The 13,880-nt window shown below is 70.6% G+C and carries 13 protein-coding genes; 5 read left to right on the top strand and 8 right to left on the bottom strand.

Annotated elements, in window-relative coordinates:
- Positions 1-2: 2 nt before the first annotated feature.
- Positions 3-1,424 (bottom strand): ABC transporter substrate-binding protein, encoded by a 1,422-nt coding sequence (locus ACFY5C_RS13720; RefSeq protein WP_389444017.1) that lies wholly within the window; start codon positions 1,422-1,424, stop codon positions 3-5.
- A gap of 190 nt (positions 1,425-1,614) precedes the next feature.
- Here ACFY5C_RS13720 and ACFY5C_RS13715 point away from each other — a divergent pair, with 190 nt between their 5' ends.
- Genes ACFY5C_RS13715 through ACFY5C_RS13705 form a run of 3 tightly spaced genes read left to right on the top strand, consistent with a single transcriptional unit; the run spans position 1,615 to position 4,550 of the window.
- A complete protein-coding gene (locus ACFY5C_RS13715) occupies positions 1,615-3,078 on the top strand; it encodes an FGGY-family carbohydrate kinase (protein ID WP_389444015.1) in 1,464 nt (487 codons plus the stop codon).
- A gap of 44 nt (positions 3,079-3,122) precedes the next feature.
- Complete coding sequence (locus tag ACFY5C_RS13710) at positions 3,123-3,758, top strand: histidine phosphatase family protein (protein WP_389444148.1); 636 nt, start codon at positions 3,123-3,125, stop codon at positions 3,756-3,758.
- A 12-nt stretch (positions 3,759-3,770) separates the two neighbouring features.
- Positions 3,771-4,550 (top strand): SAM-dependent methyltransferase, encoded by a 780-nt coding sequence (locus ACFY5C_RS13705; RefSeq protein WP_389444013.1) that lies wholly within the window; start codon positions 3,771-3,773, stop codon positions 4,548-4,550.
- A 240-nt stretch (positions 4,551-4,790) separates the two neighbouring features.
- On the opposite strand, the gene ACFY5C_RS13700 is transcribed toward ACFY5C_RS13705, so the two are convergent.
- The 7 genes from ACFY5C_RS13700 to ACFY5C_RS13670 all read right to left on the bottom strand — a co-directional run bounded on the left by ACFY5C_RS13700 (position 4,791) and on the right by ACFY5C_RS13670 (position 12,723).
- On the bottom strand, positions 4,791-6,185 hold the full coding sequence (locus ACFY5C_RS13700) for an amino acid permease (protein ID WP_389444011.1): 1,395 nt from the start codon (positions 6,183-6,185) through the stop codon (positions 4,791-4,793).
- A 121-nt stretch (positions 6,186-6,306) separates the two neighbouring features.
- Complete coding sequence (locus tag ACFY5C_RS13695) at positions 6,307-7,200, bottom strand: TauD/TfdA dioxygenase family protein (RefSeq protein ID WP_389444009.1); 894 nt, start codon at positions 7,198-7,200, stop codon at positions 6,307-6,309.
- Between the two features lie 11 nt (positions 7,201-7,211).
- Positions 7,212-8,564, bottom strand: coding sequence for an LLM class flavin-dependent oxidoreductase (locus ACFY5C_RS13690; RefSeq protein ID WP_389444007.1), 1,353 nt, complete (start codon positions 8,562-8,564; stop codon positions 7,212-7,214).
- Between the two features lie 156 nt (positions 8,565-8,720).
- Positions 8,721-9,452, bottom strand: a complete 732-nt coding sequence (locus ACFY5C_RS13685) for an ABC transporter ATP-binding protein (RefSeq protein ID WP_389444005.1) — start codon at positions 9,450-9,452, stop codon at positions 8,721-8,723.
- Positions 9,428-10,270: an ABC transporter permease gene (locus tag ACFY5C_RS13680; protein ID WP_389444003.1), complete on the bottom strand. Its 843-nt coding sequence runs from the start codon at positions 10,268-10,270 to the stop codon at positions 9,428-9,430. Before ACFY5C_RS13680 ends, ACFY5C_RS13685 begins: the two co-directional genes overlap by 25 nt.
- Positions 10,271-10,275: 5 nt before the next feature.
- A complete protein-coding gene (locus ACFY5C_RS13675; RefSeq protein ID WP_389444001.1) occupies positions 10,276-11,343 on the bottom strand; it encodes an ABC transporter substrate-binding protein in 1,068 nt (355 codons plus the stop codon).
- Between the two features lie 210 nt (positions 11,344-11,553).
- Entirely contained in the window at positions 11,554-12,723 is a 1,170-nt protein-coding gene (locus ACFY5C_RS13670) for an ROK family protein (RefSeq protein WP_389444147.1), read from the bottom strand.
- On the opposite strand from ACFY5C_RS13670, the gene ACFY5C_RS13665 reads away from it, so the two are divergent.
- Positions 12,674-13,063 carry a hypothetical protein gene (locus ACFY5C_RS13665; protein WP_389444158.1) on the top strand — a complete coding sequence of 130 codons (390 nt, stop codon included), beginning with the start codon at positions 12,674-12,676 and terminating at the stop codon, positions 13,061-13,063. The two genes, ACFY5C_RS13670 and ACFY5C_RS13665, sit on opposite strands and share 50 nt — an antisense overlap.
- Positions 13,064-13,273: 210 nt before the next feature.
- Entirely contained in the window at positions 13,274-13,855 is a 582-nt protein-coding gene (locus ACFY5C_RS13660; protein ID WP_389443999.1) for a biotin transporter BioY, read from the top strand.
- Positions 13,856-13,880 lie beyond the last annotated feature (25 nt).

Raw genomic sequence — 13,880 nt, 5'->3', positions numbered from 1 at the left:
GGCTAGCCCACCTTGTCGGCGAGATCGCCCGCCAGCCCGTCGAGGACACCCTTGGCGCCCTGGCCGCCGTAGATCTCCTGGAGGGCGGCGGCCCAGCTGGTGGTCGCGTCGAAGAACTGTGCCTGCGGGGTGAACTGGATCTTCGTCTGGTCGACTACGGTCTCGAAGGTCTCGATGAATCCCGGCAGGTGCCGCATCTTGTCCTTGTAGGCGCTGTCGTCGGCGATCGACTTGCGCACCGGGTCGATGTGGTTGTGCGTGATCGCGCTCTTGCGCAGGTGCTCCTTGCCCGTCGCCCACTGCAGGAACAGCCAACTGGCGCTCTTCTTCTTGCTCTTGGCGTTCATGCCGAGCGACCAGATCCACATGTTGGTGGCCAGCGACCCGTCCGGTCCCTTCGGACCGGGGTGGAAGGCGATCTTCCCGGAGGCCGGGCTCGCCCCCTCGACCGCCTGGAAGTAGGCGGCCGTGTCCGCGTCGAACAGCATCCCGGCCTTCTTCGCACCGAGGTCGCTGGAGCACTGGTACCAGGTGTACGACGTCCAGGAGGGCGGCCCGCCCTGCTTGACCATGCCGGCCCAGTCCTCGGTGAAGGCGACGGCCTCGGGACTGTTCATGGCCGGTGTGAGCTTCCCGCCCTCGACCGTGAAGTCCTTGAGGCCGTTGCGGGCGTACATCGTCATGAAGCCGGGGTGGATGGTGGCCCAGCTCCGGGACCCGCGTACGGCGATCCCGTACATGCCGTCGAAGCCCGCGCCCGGTGCCTTCCGCTTGATCGTCCCGGCGATCTCGCGCAGCTCGTCGAAGGTCTCGGCGGGCTTGAGGCCGAGTTTCTTGAAGACGTCCGTGTTGTAGGCGACGACGTTGGTCTCCCAGCCCCACGGCAGCGCGTACTGCCCGCCCTGCCCGAGCGGCGCGCCCGCCTTCAGGGACCACTGGTCGGCCTGGAGGAGGTTCGGGAAGAAGTCGGCCTGGTCCCATTCGGCGCCGGTCGCCGCGGAGTTGCGCATCCAGGGGCCGAGGTCCTCCAGCCAGCCGGGCGGCCCGTACTGCCAGACCATGTACGCCCCGAGCATGAAGACGTCGTACGAGGCCCGGCCGCTGGACAGGTCGACGGTGAGCTTGTCGAAGTAGTTGTCCTCGGGGAAGACGTCGTACTCGACCTTGATGCCGGTCTGCTCGGTGAACGACTTCAGGTCCGCGATGAGCGCGTCGGTGTACGGGTGCTTGTTGAGCAGCGCCTTGACGGTCGTGCCCTTCTCCCGCTTCCAGTCGAAGGAGCCGGTGACGTCGTCCGCCGCCGAGCCGTCGCTCTTGCTGTCGTCACCGCCGAACCCGGCCCCGCAGGCCGCGAGCAGCGGGGTCGCTGCGGCCGCGGCGGCCAGGGCGAGGAAGCGCCGGCGGTCGTGCACGTGCATGTCCATCCGTGACCTCCACGTGGGGTTGGGCCATCCGGGTGCTGGTGGTTAACACGGCGAGTCGACTCGTTAACAGAGGGTGGAACGGCGGAAGTTGAGCGTCAATCCCTCGCGCAAGGGAAAATCTCAGGGCAGAGTGTGAAGTTCACGGATCGAGATGTGCGGGAGGTCCGGTATGGCGCATGAACAGCCCCGTATGACGCACGATCAGGACGACACATGGCTCGGGATCGACCTCGGCACCCAGAGCGTCCGGGTCCTGCTGGTGACCGGGGACGGCGCCGTGCTCGGCAGCGGCTCGGCGCCCCTCGGCGGGCGGCGGGACGGGGTGCGGCACGAGCAGGATCCGGGCGAGTGGTGGGACGCGGTGTGTACCGCCTCCCGGGCCGCGCTCGGTTCCCTGCGGGGAGTGCGGATCGGCGGGCTCGCGGTGTGCGGGACGTCCGGGACCGTGCTGCTGACGGACGGGGCGGGGCGGCCGACGAGCCCCGCGCTGATGTACGACGACGGGCGGGCGACGGTTCAGGGAGCGCGGGCGCGGATGGCGGGGCTCGCGGTGCAGGACACCTGGGCCCTGCCGAAGGCGCTGTGGCTGACCGAGACGTACGGGCAGGGGCGCGTCACCCATCAGCCCGACCTGGTCGTCTCCCTCCTCACCGGCGAACTGCCCCCGGCCGACTCCAGCCACGCCCTGAAGACCGGCTACGACCTGGAGCGCGACGCCTGGCCGGCCATGCTGCCCCGGCTGGGACTGCCCGACGCGGTGATCCCGGACGTCGTACGCCCCGGCACCCGCCTCGGCGAGGTCTCCCCGACCGCCGCCGACGCCACCGGCATCCCCGCCGGAACCCCCGTCATCGCGGGGATGACCGACGGCTGCGCGGCCCAGATCGCCTCCGCCGCCCTGCGCCCCGGCTCCTGGAACTCCGTGCTCGGCACCACGCTGGTCCTCAAGGGCGCCTCCCCGACCCTGGTCCGGGACCCCACCGGCGTGGTCTACAACCACCGTGCACCGGACGGGAGCTGGCTGCCCGGCGGGGCCTCCAGCGTGGGCGCGGGCGTGCTCACCGCGGCGTTCGCGGGCGCCGACCCGGCGGCCATGGACACGCTGGCCGCCTCCTACGAGCCGTCCGGCGCGATCACCTACCCCCTGGTGTCGCCCGGCGAGCGGTTCCCGTTCCTGGCCCCGAAGGCCTCCGCGCTCGTCCTGGGCGAACCGGAGTCGGACGCCGACCTGTGGGCCGCGCTCCTGCAGGGCGTCGCCTTCACGGAACGCCTGTGCCTGGACTATCTGCACCACCTCGGCGCCCCCCTCGACGGCCCCCTCACCTTCACGGGCGGCGCCGCCCGCAGTCCGTACTGGAACCAGCTGCGCGCCGACATCCTGGGCCGCCCGGCCCGCGTACCGCAGCAGACGGAACCGGCCCTGGGGATGGCCGCGTTGGCGGCCTACGGAGCGGGCGCGGCACCCTGTCTGGCTCAGGCCGCGGAGGGCATGGTCCGCATCGGCAGGACCGTCGAGCCCCGTCCCGACCGCACCGCCCGCTTCGCCGGGCCGTACGCGCGTCTCGTCGAGGAACTGACCGCCCGAGGCTGGCTCCCGCCGCCGGTCGCGGCGCACGCACTCGCGCGCCTGGACGCGGATACTTCGGCTTCATGAGCACGGGCAAGGGCAAGGACAGAGGTAAGGGAACAGGCATCGGCATGGACCTGGGTACGAGTACGACGCTGCTGCTGGCCCGGCACGGGCAGACGGTCTGGCATGCCGAGAACCGCTACGCCGGGATCAGCGACGTGCCCCTCACCGAGACGGGGCGCGCCCAGGCCGAGGCCCTCGGCCGCTGGGCCGCAGCCCACCCGGTCGACGCGATCTGGACCTCGCCCCTGTCCCGCGCCGTGGTCACAGCCGACCCCGCCTGCCGGGCCCTCGGCATCACCCCGCGCCGCGAACCCGGCCTGCGCGAATGCGACTTCGGCGTGCTGGAGGGCCGTACGCTCGCTCAGTTCGCGGCCGAGGATCCCGAGGCGGCGGAGGCCTTCCGCACCGACCCGGTGGCCCACCCGTTCCCGGATGCCGAGGACCCCGTCGCCGCCGCCGAGCGCGGTGCCGCCGCCCTGCGCCGGATCTCCGCAGCCCACCCCGGCGAACGTCTCCTCGTCGTCGCCCACAACACCCTGTTCCGGCTGGTGCTGTGCACCCTGCTGTCGATCCCGACCGGGGAGTACCGCAGGGTGTTCCCCAGGTTGCGCAACGTGGCGATCAGCGAACTCCACATGAAAACCGACGGTTCTGCGGCACTTCTCTCCCTCAATGTGCCGTGCGAGCCGGATGTCCCGTAGGACCATGTGCCCATGACGGAGATCGACACCTCGGTACCGCACTCGGCCAGGATCTGGAACTACTGGCTGGGCGGCAAGGACAACTACCCCGTGGACGAGGCGGCCGGCGACGCCTACACCGCCGTGTACCCCGGCATCGTCACCATCGCCCGCAGCAGCCGCGCCTTCCTGGGCCGCAGCATCCGGTACCTGGTCAGGGAGGCAGGTATACGTCAGTTCCTCGACGTCGGCACGGGCCTGCCCACCGTCGACAACACCCACGAGGTCGCCCAGGGCCTCGCCCCCGAGTCGAAGATCGTCTACGTCGACAACGACCCGCTGGTCCTGGCTCACGCCCGCGCCCTGCTCACCTCGACGCCCGAGGGTGTGACGGCGTACGAGGACCTGAGCCTGTACGAGCCGGAGAAGATCCTCGAGGCGGCGTCCCGCACCCTCGACCTCTCGCGCCCCACGGCGCTGATCCTCAGCGGCATCCTCGGCCACGTCACCGACTACGACCAGGCCCGCGGCATCGTCCGCGGCCTCCTGGCGGGCCTGCCCTCCGGCAGCTACCTCTCCCTCAACGAGGGCTCCCGGGGCACCGACCCGGCCTACGAGCAGGCCCAGGACGCCTACAACGAGACCGGCGCCGTCCCGTACTTCCTGCGTCCGGTCGACCAGATCGCCGCGTACTTCGAGGGCCTGGAGCTGGTGGAGCCCGGGATCGTATCTGTCCCGCTCTGGCACCCGGAGCCCGCTGACGACGAGCCCCGGCCGATCGGCCAGCACGGCGGACTGGGCCGCAAGCCCTAGCCCTGACGCCTGCCCGGCCCCCGGGCATGAGAAGCCCCCGCGAGTCAGGTCCTCGCGGGGGCCTCCTTCATTCCGCCTGCCGTACGTGAAGGGTGAGAAGACGATCACGAGGCAGGACGTCTTGTTGCGAGTAACTTGCAATAACAAACTAACAGCAAAAGGCCCCCGTGTGGATGACACGGGGGCCTTGATGTCAAAGGACTGCCGTCGGACTCTCGTCGGACTGCCGTCCGGTATGCGTCAGCCCTTGGCGCGCACCTTCTGCCACGCGTACCCGACGACCGCGAGGAACAGCGTCATACCGCCGGTCGAGTACAGCTGCACGCGCGTGTCCGGCTCCCGGGCCATGAGGACGAAGATGGCCGCCATGCCGGCCAGCGCGACCCAGGTCAGGACCGGGAACGCCCACATCCGCACGACCAGCTTCTCCGGCGCCTCGCGCTCGAGCCTGCTGCGCAGCCGCAGCTGGGAGACGGCGATGAAGATCCAGACGACCAGGATGACCGCGCCGATCATGTTCAGCAGCCACGGGAAGACGTCGTCCGGCCGCCAGTAGCTCAGCACCACGCACACGAAGCCGAACACCGAGGACGCGAGGACGGCGATGCGCGGGACGCCGCCCGACACCCGGCCCAGGGTCTTCGGTCCCTGCCCGCGCTGGACGAGCGAGTACGCGATGCGCGAGGAGCCGTAGATGTTGGCGTTCATGGCGCTCAGCAGGGCGACCAGCACCACGACGTTCATCAGCTGGCCTGCGCCGGGGATACCGAGGTGGTCGAGGGTGGCGACGTACGGGCCCTTCTCGACGACCGCCTGGGAGTCCCAGGGGACGAGGGTGACGACGACCGCCATGGAGCCGATGTAAAAGAGGGCAATGCGCCACATCGCCGTGCGGACCGCGCTGGCGACGCCGCTGACCGGGTTCTCCGACTCGGCCGCGGCGATGGTGACCGTCTCCATGCCGCCGTAGGCGAAGACCGACGCCAATAGGCCGATGATCAGACCCTCGGTGCCGTTCGGGAGGAATCCGCCCTCACCGGTGAGGTGCGCGGTGCCCGGCGCGTCCGTGCCCGGCAGGACGCCCGCGATCGCCAGACCGCCCAGCACCAGGAACAGCGCGATCGCGCCGACCTTCAGCGCCGCGAACCAGAACTCGAACTCGCCGAAGTTCTTCACCGCGGCGAGGTTCGCACCACAGAAGACGACCATGAAGAGAGCCACCCAGGCCCACTCCGGGGTGTGCGGAAGCCAGGTCGTGACGATCTTCGCGGCGCCGATGCCCTCCAGGCCGACGGCCGTGCAGAGCAGCACCCAGAACGACCAGCCGGCCGTGAAGCCGGCCCAAGGGCCGATCGCCCGCTCGGCGTGCGCGGAGAAGGAGCCGGAAGAGGGGTAGGCGGCCGACATCTCGCCGAGCATCCGCATCACCAGCATCACGAGGAGGCCGGAGATGACGTACGCGATGACGATCGAGGGGCCGGCGGCGGCGATACCGGCGCCGGACCCGACGAACAGGCCCGCGCCGATGACACCGCCGAGGGCGATCATCGACAGGTGGCGCTGCTTGAGGCCGTGATTCAGTCCGGGGGAGACGTCATCCGCCTTGGGGGGCGTCTCCGTGGTGCTGTTGGGCATGGGCGCGGCTCGTCCAATGCAGAAGATGGGCAAAAACGCCAACAGTCTGGGCAGCCTCTCCGCTGACGAGGAGAGGTTGCCCACTATGCGGACACTTGCCGCACCGGCTGTGACGTGCCGACTACGCAGCGACCGGCGTGTAGTGCGACGCGTCCCCCTCGATCGAGTAGCTCTCCTTGCCCTCGATGCCGACCGGCACGTCACCGGCCACGGTCACCCGGTGCAGGCGGCGCGGCAGCCCGTCGTAGTTGTCGACGGCGTAGTGCTGGGTGATGCGGTTGTCGAAGACGACCAGCTGGTTCTCCGACCAGCGGTGGCGAAGGATGTTCTCCGGCCGGGTGACGTACGCCTGGAGCAGGTCAAGGATCCTGCGGGACTCGCCCGGCGAGAGGCCCACGATCCGCTGTGCGAACCCGCCGATGAACAGGCCGCGCTCACCCGACAGCGGATGGACGCGGACGACCGGATGGGCCGTGCGGTACTTGATCGACGTGAACTCGGCTCGCTGGGCGGCCTGCTGGTCGTCGACGTCCTCGTCGGGCACGGCGTAGTCGTAGTCGTTGGTGTGCTCCGCCCACAGGGTGTCGGCCAGCTGCCGCAGCGGCTCGGGCAGCTGCCGGTAGGCGGCCGCCGAGCTGGCGATCAGGGTCTCGCCGCCGTACGGCGGGATCGTGATGCTGCGCAGGGTGGTGGCCTGCGGCGGGTTGAGGACGAAGGTGACGTCCGTGTGCCAGTGGTTGGCGGCACGGCCGCGCTCGCTGTCGACGGGCAGGACGTTCGGGGTGCCGGCGACGGAGGCGACCGTCGGGTGGGCGGTGGTGACGTCGCCGAAGTGGCGGACGAAGGCCTGCTGGGTCTCGTCGTCGAGGTTCACGTCGTCGAAGACGAGCGCCTTGTGGGCGGTGAGGGCCTCACGCAGGGCGGCGACCGTCTCCTGACCGAGGGGCCGGGAGACGTCCACGCCCAGGACGCGGGCGCCGATGTGGGCGGTGACCTTCTGGATCTCGATGGACATGTGCGGTCCTTTCAGACGAGGGACGGGGTGACGGTCGCGGGGGCGCCGACGTACTGGTTGGCGGGGCGCGGGAGGCCGTAGCGCTCGCGCAGGGTCCGGCGCGGGCCGTACTCCGTGCGGAGCAGACCGCGGGCGCGCAGGATCGGGACGACGTGGTCGACGAAGGCGTCGAGGCCGGATGGCAGGACCGGCGGCATGATGTTGAAGCCGTCGGCGGCGCCCTGCGTGAACCAGGTCTCGATGGCGTCGGCGACCTGCTCGGGCGTACCGGCGAACGTGAGGTGCCCACGGCCGCCGCCGAGCCGTCCGATCAGTTGCCGCACGGTGAGCCGCTCGCGCCGGGCCAGCTCGACGACGAGCGTGTAGCGGCTCTTGGCGCCCTCGATGGCGTCCTCGGGCGGCAGATCGGCGGGGAGCTCGGAGTCCAGCTCCAGTGCGCCGGACGGCAGTTGCAGCAGGCTCTCCAGCCGGCCCACCCCGTGCGTGTGCACGATGTGGTCCTCCAGGATCCGCTCGGCCACCCGGGCCTCGGCCTGAGTCGAGCCGATCACCGGAACGATGCCGGGCAGCACCTTGATGTGCTCGGGGTCGCGGCCGGCCGCCGCCGTACGTGCCTTGAGGTCGGAGTAGAAGGCCCGCGCGTCCTCGATCGTCTGCTGCGCGGTGAACACCGCCTCCGCGTAGCGGGCGGCGAAGCCCTTGCCGTCCTCGCTCGACCCGGCCTGCACGAGCAGCGGGTAGCCCTGCGGCGAGCGCGGCACATTGAGGGCGCCCTCGACACTGAAGTACGTCCCCTTGTGCCGGGGCGGATGGATCTTGGCGTCGTCGCCCCACACGCCGGCCGCCTTGTCGGCGACTATCGCGTCGTCCTCCCAGCTGTCCCAGAGCTTCAGGGCGACGTCCAGGAACTCGGCGGCGCGGGCGTACCGCTCGGCGTGCGCGGGCTCGGCGTCCAGGCCGAAGTTCCGGGCGGCCTCGGCACCGGCGGTGGTGACGATGTTCCAGCCCGCCCTGCCGCCGCTGACGATGTCGAGGGAGGCGAACTTGCGGGCCAGGTTGTAGGGCGAGTTGTAGGAGGTGGAGGCGGTGGCGATGAGCCCGATGTGCTCGGTGGCCGTCGCCAGCGCGGTGAGCAGCGTGAGCGGCTCCAGAGCGCCGGCGGGGCGCTGGGCGAGGTTGTTCCACAGCTGGGGGCCGTCGGCGAGGAAGAGCGAGTCGAAGGTGCCGCGTTCGGCGACGCGGGCCAGGTTGACGTAGTGGGCCAGGTCCACGTGGGCGTAGGGGTCGCTCTCGGGGAGGCGCCAGGAGGCCTCGTGGTGGCCGGTGTTCATGAGGAAGGCGTTGAGGTGGAGCCGTCTGGGCATGGGCGTCCTTGGTTGTGGACGGGCGAGAGAACTTTTCGAGCGCCGGTCAGTGCATCCAGCCCGTCCGGCGTTTGAGGACGAGGCCCGTTCAGGGCCGAAGCGGGGGTTCGGGGGCGGCAGCCCCCGAGAGGCGGTCACGGGCAGCTGACGGTCACCTCAGTGGTCCTCCGTCACTCCGAGCGCGGCCAGCAACCGCTCCCGGTACTCCCCGAGCAACGGATCCCGGTACGACCGCGGATGCGGCCGGTCGATCGCGAGGTCGAGGCCGATACGGCCCCGCTCCAGCACGAGCACCCTGTCCGCGAGCACGATCGCCTCGTCCACGTCATGCGTGACCAGCAGCACCGAGGGCCGATGCCGCTCCCACAGCTCCCTGAGCAGGGCATGCATCCTGATGCGGGTCAGCGCGTCCAGCGCCCCGAACGGCTCGTCGGCCAGCAGGAGTTCGGGCTCGCGGACGAGAGAGCGGGCCAGCGCGGCGCGCTGCTGCTCGCCGCCGGACAGCTCGTTGGGCCAGGCGCCCTCGCGGCCCTTCAGCCCGACCTCGGCGAGGGCTTCGCGGCCCTTCTGGTCCGCCTCCCTCCCGTCGAGCCCGAGGAGGACGTTGGCGAGGACGCGGCGCCACGGCAGCAGCCGGGAGTCCTGGAAGACGACACTCACCCGGTCCGGCGCGGTGAGCTGCCCGCTGCCGGTGACCTCGTGGTCGAGCCCGGCGACCGCTCGCAGCAGGGTGCTCTTGCCGGAGCCGCTGTGCCCCAGCAGGGCCACGAACTGGCCGGCGGGGATGTCCAGATCGATACCGTCGAGCACCACACGATCGTCGAACGAACGGGTCAGCGAGCGGAGTTGGACGGCGGGACGGGTCAGCTGCTCAGTGTGCGGCGCCACGACAGCACCCTCCGTTCGACGATGCGGACCGAGCTGTCCGAGACGAGGCCGAAGATGCCGTAGACCACCAGGCCGACGAGGATGACGTCCGACTGGCCGTAGTTCGTGGCCTGGAACATCATGTAGCCGAGGCCGCTGGTGGCGTTGATCTGCTCCAGGACCACCAGACCCAGCCAGGAGCCGGTCACGCCGAGCCGGAGTCCGACGAAGAACCCGGGCAGCGCACCGGGGACGACGATCTCCCGGATGAAGCGCAGCTTCGACAGACCCTGCACCTCGGCGAGCTCGACGAACCGGTGGTCGATGCCGGACAGGGCGGCATGCGTGTTGAGGTAGATCGGGATGTAGACGACGATCGCGATGATGGCGATCTTGAAGGTCTCGCCGATGCCCAGCCAGAGGATGAACAGCGGGATCAGACCGAGGGTCGGGATGGCCCGGTTGAGGTTGACCGTGCCGTCGATCAGCGCCTCTCCGGTCCGCGTGAGCCCGGAGGCCAGGGCCAGCACGACGCCGGCGGTCAGACCGATCGCGAAGCCGGACGCGGCCCGCTGCAACGAGGTGAGGATGTCGGTGATCAGGGTCCCGTCGCTCCACAGCTGGGCGCCGGTCTCCACCACCGTCCAGGGAGCAGGTATCGCGGCCGGGTCGAGCGCCTCGGCGGCGGACGCGACGGTCCACAGGGCGAGCACCAGCAGGGGCCCGGCGAGCCGGGCGGCGGGCAGGCGTCTGCCGGGGGCGAGCCCGCGGCGGCGTTTGCGGGGCCGCTCGTCGGCGACGACGACGTCGGCGGCCTTGTGCAGGGTGGTCGTGGTCATGGCGGTCACTTCCGGTACTCGGCCGGTACGGACTTCGCGGCGATGCCCTCGAAGCGGTGGTCGAAGAGCTCGCTGACGTCGAACTTCTTCACGAAGCCGCCCTCGGCGAGCAGATCCGCGGTCTCCTGCTCCCACGCGATGGCCTCGTCCCAGCTCGGCGGGAACAGCGGCTTGTTGGCGAGCTCGGTGATCGCCTCGGCCTGGGGCAGGGTCAGGTTCTGCGTCTTGACGTAGAACTCGCGGTTCCAGACGTCGGGGTGCTCGTACGTCCACACCTGGCCCTTGGCCCAGTACGGGATGTACGCGGCGATCGCCGCCGCCTTCGCGGGGTCGTTCAGCACCGAGACCGGCGCCCACAGGAGGTTGAGCAGGTCGACGACGTCGGTGGTGACGATGCGGGCGCCCTTGCCCTCGTACTGCTTCAGATAGGCGGGCGCCTGACTGTTGGCGAGCGGGGCGATGTCGACCTGCCCGGACTGCAGGGCCGTGAGGAACTGGTTGCTGGTCAGCGGGACCAGCTCCACGTCGTCGTACTTCAGCCCGGCCTGCTTCAGTGCACGGAGCAGTACGACGCCCTGCGCCTGGCCCTGCGAGAAGGCGAGCCGCCTGCCCTTGAAGTCGTCGACCGACCTGATGTCGCTGCCGGGCTTGGTGGCGAAGAGATAGTTGGGCTTACGGGTGATGTTGATCGCCACGATCTTCGCGTCGAAGCCCTGGTAGTACGCCTGGATCGGTGGGATGCCCGCGTTGTTGGCGAGGTCCAGGGACTTGGCCCGGAAGGCGTTGATGACATCGGGCCCGGCGCCGATGTTCAGCCAGTTGCTGACCCTGAAAGGTGGGTCGCCCAACTTGGCCAGTCTGAACTGGAGTTGCTGGGTGTTCTGGTACGAGGCGATCTTCAGACTCGTGCCGGCGGGCACCTTCTTGGCCGGCGGGACGGTCGAGGCGACGTCGTCGGCGGCGGCCGCGCTGCCGTCGGCGCAGCCGCTGAGTCCGGCGACGCCCGCCGCGGCGCCGAGCAGGGAGGTGAGGAAGAGCCGTCGGTCGAGACCCGGCACGGGAGAAGAAGGCATGGGAGGACTCCGTGAGTGAGAAAAAAGGACAGGAAAGCATGCGGAATTCCGGGCAGGAGAAGCCGGAGAAAGGGAATTCACGCAGGAGGGAATGAGCGCTTCACGCGCGGCGACGTGTCAGCAACAGTGGGTGCGACAGCTCACGAACGGGCTCATGAGCAGGATGTTCCTGGTCATCGATGGTCTCTGTCAATATTCCGAGTTTCTGAATTAAATAGCCTCAGGTGACGCAGCCAACGGATCCCGGAAGAGCACGTCCAGTGCCACGGATCCGCCCGCCACAGCAAGGACGGAATCCGCGAAACTCGTCGGCACGACCGCGGCCGTCCGCTCCGTCCCGGCCGCCTCGCGCAGCGCGCCGAGACAGTCCTCCCGGCTCAGGACGCCGATCTCGGTGACGACGACGGTCTCCGGGTTGAGTACGTCCTGCAGCAGCCCCACCGCCCGGCCGGTCATCCGCGCCCGGTCGGTCAACAGCCGTACCGCCACCGGGTCCCCGCCCGCCGCCGCGTGCACGACATGCATCGGGTTCGTCCCGTCGGTGACGCCCGCCGCCCGCGCCCGCCGGCACAACGTCCGCTCGCTCAGCTCGGCCTGGAGGCAGCCGAGCCGCCCGCAGTCGCAGGCCTCCCTGCCGCCCGGCACCGGCAGATGGGCGATGGAGCCGGCCTGGGAGCGGGGGCCGTGATGCACCTCGTCGTTCGTGGCGAACGCCGCGTCGACCACATTGCCGACGAACAGATGCAGCACGCTCCGGCTGCCACGCGCCCGCCCGAAGAGACGCTCCGCGTTCACCAACGCCCGTGCGTGCCCGTCCACATGGACCGGCAGCCCGGTGTGCGTGCCGAGCACCTCTCGCACCGGCACCTCGCGCCAGCCCAGCATCGGGTGCTCGACGACGGTCCCGGAGTCCCGGTCCACCCAGCCGCCCGCGGCGAAGCCGACGCCGAGCGGCCGGCTGCCCTGCGCGGCCTCGTTCAGCAGCGCGGCGAGACCGCCGGCGGCGCGGGCCAGGAGCCCGTACGGATCCGTGGCCCCCGAGTGCTTCAACTCCCGTTCCGCGATGACCCGTCCACGCAGATCCAGCAGCGCCACCGTGGTGTACGGCACCGCCACATGCACCCCGCCCACCACGAACCGCGAGTCGTCCATGTCGATGGGCACGTGCGGTCGGCCGACACCCTTGGACCGCCGGGGCGTGGCAGCCTCCCGGACGAACCCGAGCTCGGTGAGACGGGCGCAGTGGTCGGTCACCGAGGCCGGTGACAGGCCGGTCAGCCGGGCGATGGTGCTGCGCGCCACCGGCCCGTGCTCGAGGACGGACCGCAGGATGGCGCTGGCGCTGGTCCGGCGACGGTCGCGGTCGGAGACACGGGGGATCGGTGAGGTATTGGAGGTCGAGCTCGAGGTCGAAGTCGAAGTCGAGGTCGTGGTCGAAGTCGAAGTCGAGGTCGTGGTCGAAAGGGTGGGGGCCGCGATACGGGGCATGGGGAACTTCCTCGGGAGCCGGTCCGACACTGCGCCGTCCGATGCGGGCGGGTCGAACCGACGGGCCGACTCACCCCTGGCGGCGACAGGCGGCCGCGCCCACGCGTCGCAGGTCGACGTGACGACGCGACGAGAAGTTCCGGGACTGGGCGACCATGCGCTCGAAGCTAGCAAAACGGCCCACCGCTGCCCAGACGGCGACCGACGGGCGAGACGCCGGACCGACGGCTGAGACCGACGGGTGAGACGGCCGACCGGCCTGTGAGCTGGGCGTCCCCGCCTCAGTGACCGGCATCACCCCGTACCCGGTGTAACCCCCATCCTTTGTCCGGAGCCCACCAACCCCGTGATCCGCCCTTTGTCGACCACTGACGGTGATCGGCGTCCACACGCTGGGATAGCGTCACAGCGTCCCGTACTGCCCTCACCCCGCGGAGTCCCCATGAGCACCGCTGCCGCCGCCCCCGCCCGCACCGGACAGGTCCTCGCCGACCTGCTCCCGGCCTCCCGCGTCCGCGACATCGCGCTCGTCGTCGGCGGTGCCGTGTTCACCGGCCTCGCGGCCCAGATCGCCGTGCCCGTGCCGGGCTCCCCGGTGCCGGTGACCGGCCAGACCCTCGCGGTGCTGCTGGTCGGAACGGCCCTCGGTGCCGGGCGCGGTTTCCTCTCCCTCGCGCTGTACGCGCTGGCGGGCATCGCCGGTGTGCCGTGGTTCGCGGAGGGCACCTCGGGCGCCGCGGCCCCGTCCTTCGGCTACATCCTCGGCATGATCCTCGCGTCCACGGTCGTCGGCGCCCTGGCCCGCCGCGGCGCCGACCGCACTGCCCTGCGCACCGCGGGCGCCATGCTGCTGGGCGAGGCGATCATCTACGCCGTCGGCGTCCCCTACCTGGCCCTCGCCACCGGCATGTCGGCGACCGCCGCGATCGCGGCCGGCCTCACCCCGTTCCTGATCGGCGACGCCCTCAAGGCGGCCCTCGCGATGGGCGCGCTGCCCACCGCCTGGAAGTTCGCCAACCGCTGACGCCGCAGTCCTCGCTGAAGAGGCT

Source organism: Streptomyces sp. NPDC012935, assembly GCF_042900345.1.
GTDB lineage: Bacteria > Actinomycetota > Actinomycetes > Streptomycetales > Streptomycetaceae > Streptomyces.
Note: the sequence above shows the minus strand (reverse complement) of the source record. Positions and strands in the feature narration are given on the sequence as shown.

Coding starts and splice junctions, on each gene's coding strand:
- ACFY5C_RS13710 (WP_389444148.1), top strand. CDS start 3,123: ATGGACCTGGGTACGAGTACGACGCTGCTGCTGGCCCGGCACGGGCAG.
- ACFY5C_RS13665 (WP_389444158.1), top strand. CDS start 12,674: ATGGCGCTGGCGCTGGTCCGGCGACGGTCGCGGTCGGAGACACGGGGG.
- ACFY5C_RS13675 (WP_389444001.1), bottom strand. CDS start 11,343: ATGCCTTCTTCTCCCGTGCCGGGTCTCGACCGACGGCTCTTCCTCACC.
- ACFY5C_RS13695 (WP_389444009.1), bottom strand. CDS start 7,200: ATGTCCATCGAGATCCAGAAGGTCACCGCCCACATCGGCGCCCGCGTC.
- ACFY5C_RS13705 (WP_389444013.1), top strand. CDS start 3,771: ATGACGGAGATCGACACCTCGGTACCGCACTCGGCCAGGATCTGGAAC.
- ACFY5C_RS13700 (WP_389444011.1), bottom strand. CDS start 6,185: ATGCCCAACAGCACCACGGAGACGCCCCCCAAGGCGGATGACGTCTCC.
- ACFY5C_RS13690 (WP_389444007.1), bottom strand. CDS start 8,564: ATGCCCAGACGGCTCCACCTCAACGCCTTCCTCATGAACACCGGCCAC.
- ACFY5C_RS13660 (WP_389443999.1), top strand. CDS start 13,274: ATGAGCACCGCTGCCGCCGCCCCCGCCCGCACCGGACAGGTCCTCGCC.
- ACFY5C_RS13720 (WP_389444017.1), bottom strand. CDS start 1,424: ATGGACATGCACGTGCACGACCGCCGGCGCTTCCTCGCCCTGGCCGCC.
- ACFY5C_RS13715 (WP_389444015.1), top strand. CDS start 1,615: ATGACGCACGATCAGGACGACACATGGCTCGGGATCGACCTCGGCACC.
- ACFY5C_RS13680 (WP_389444003.1), bottom strand. CDS start 10,270: ATGACCACGACCACCCTGCACAAGGCCGCCGACGTCGTCGTCGCCGAC.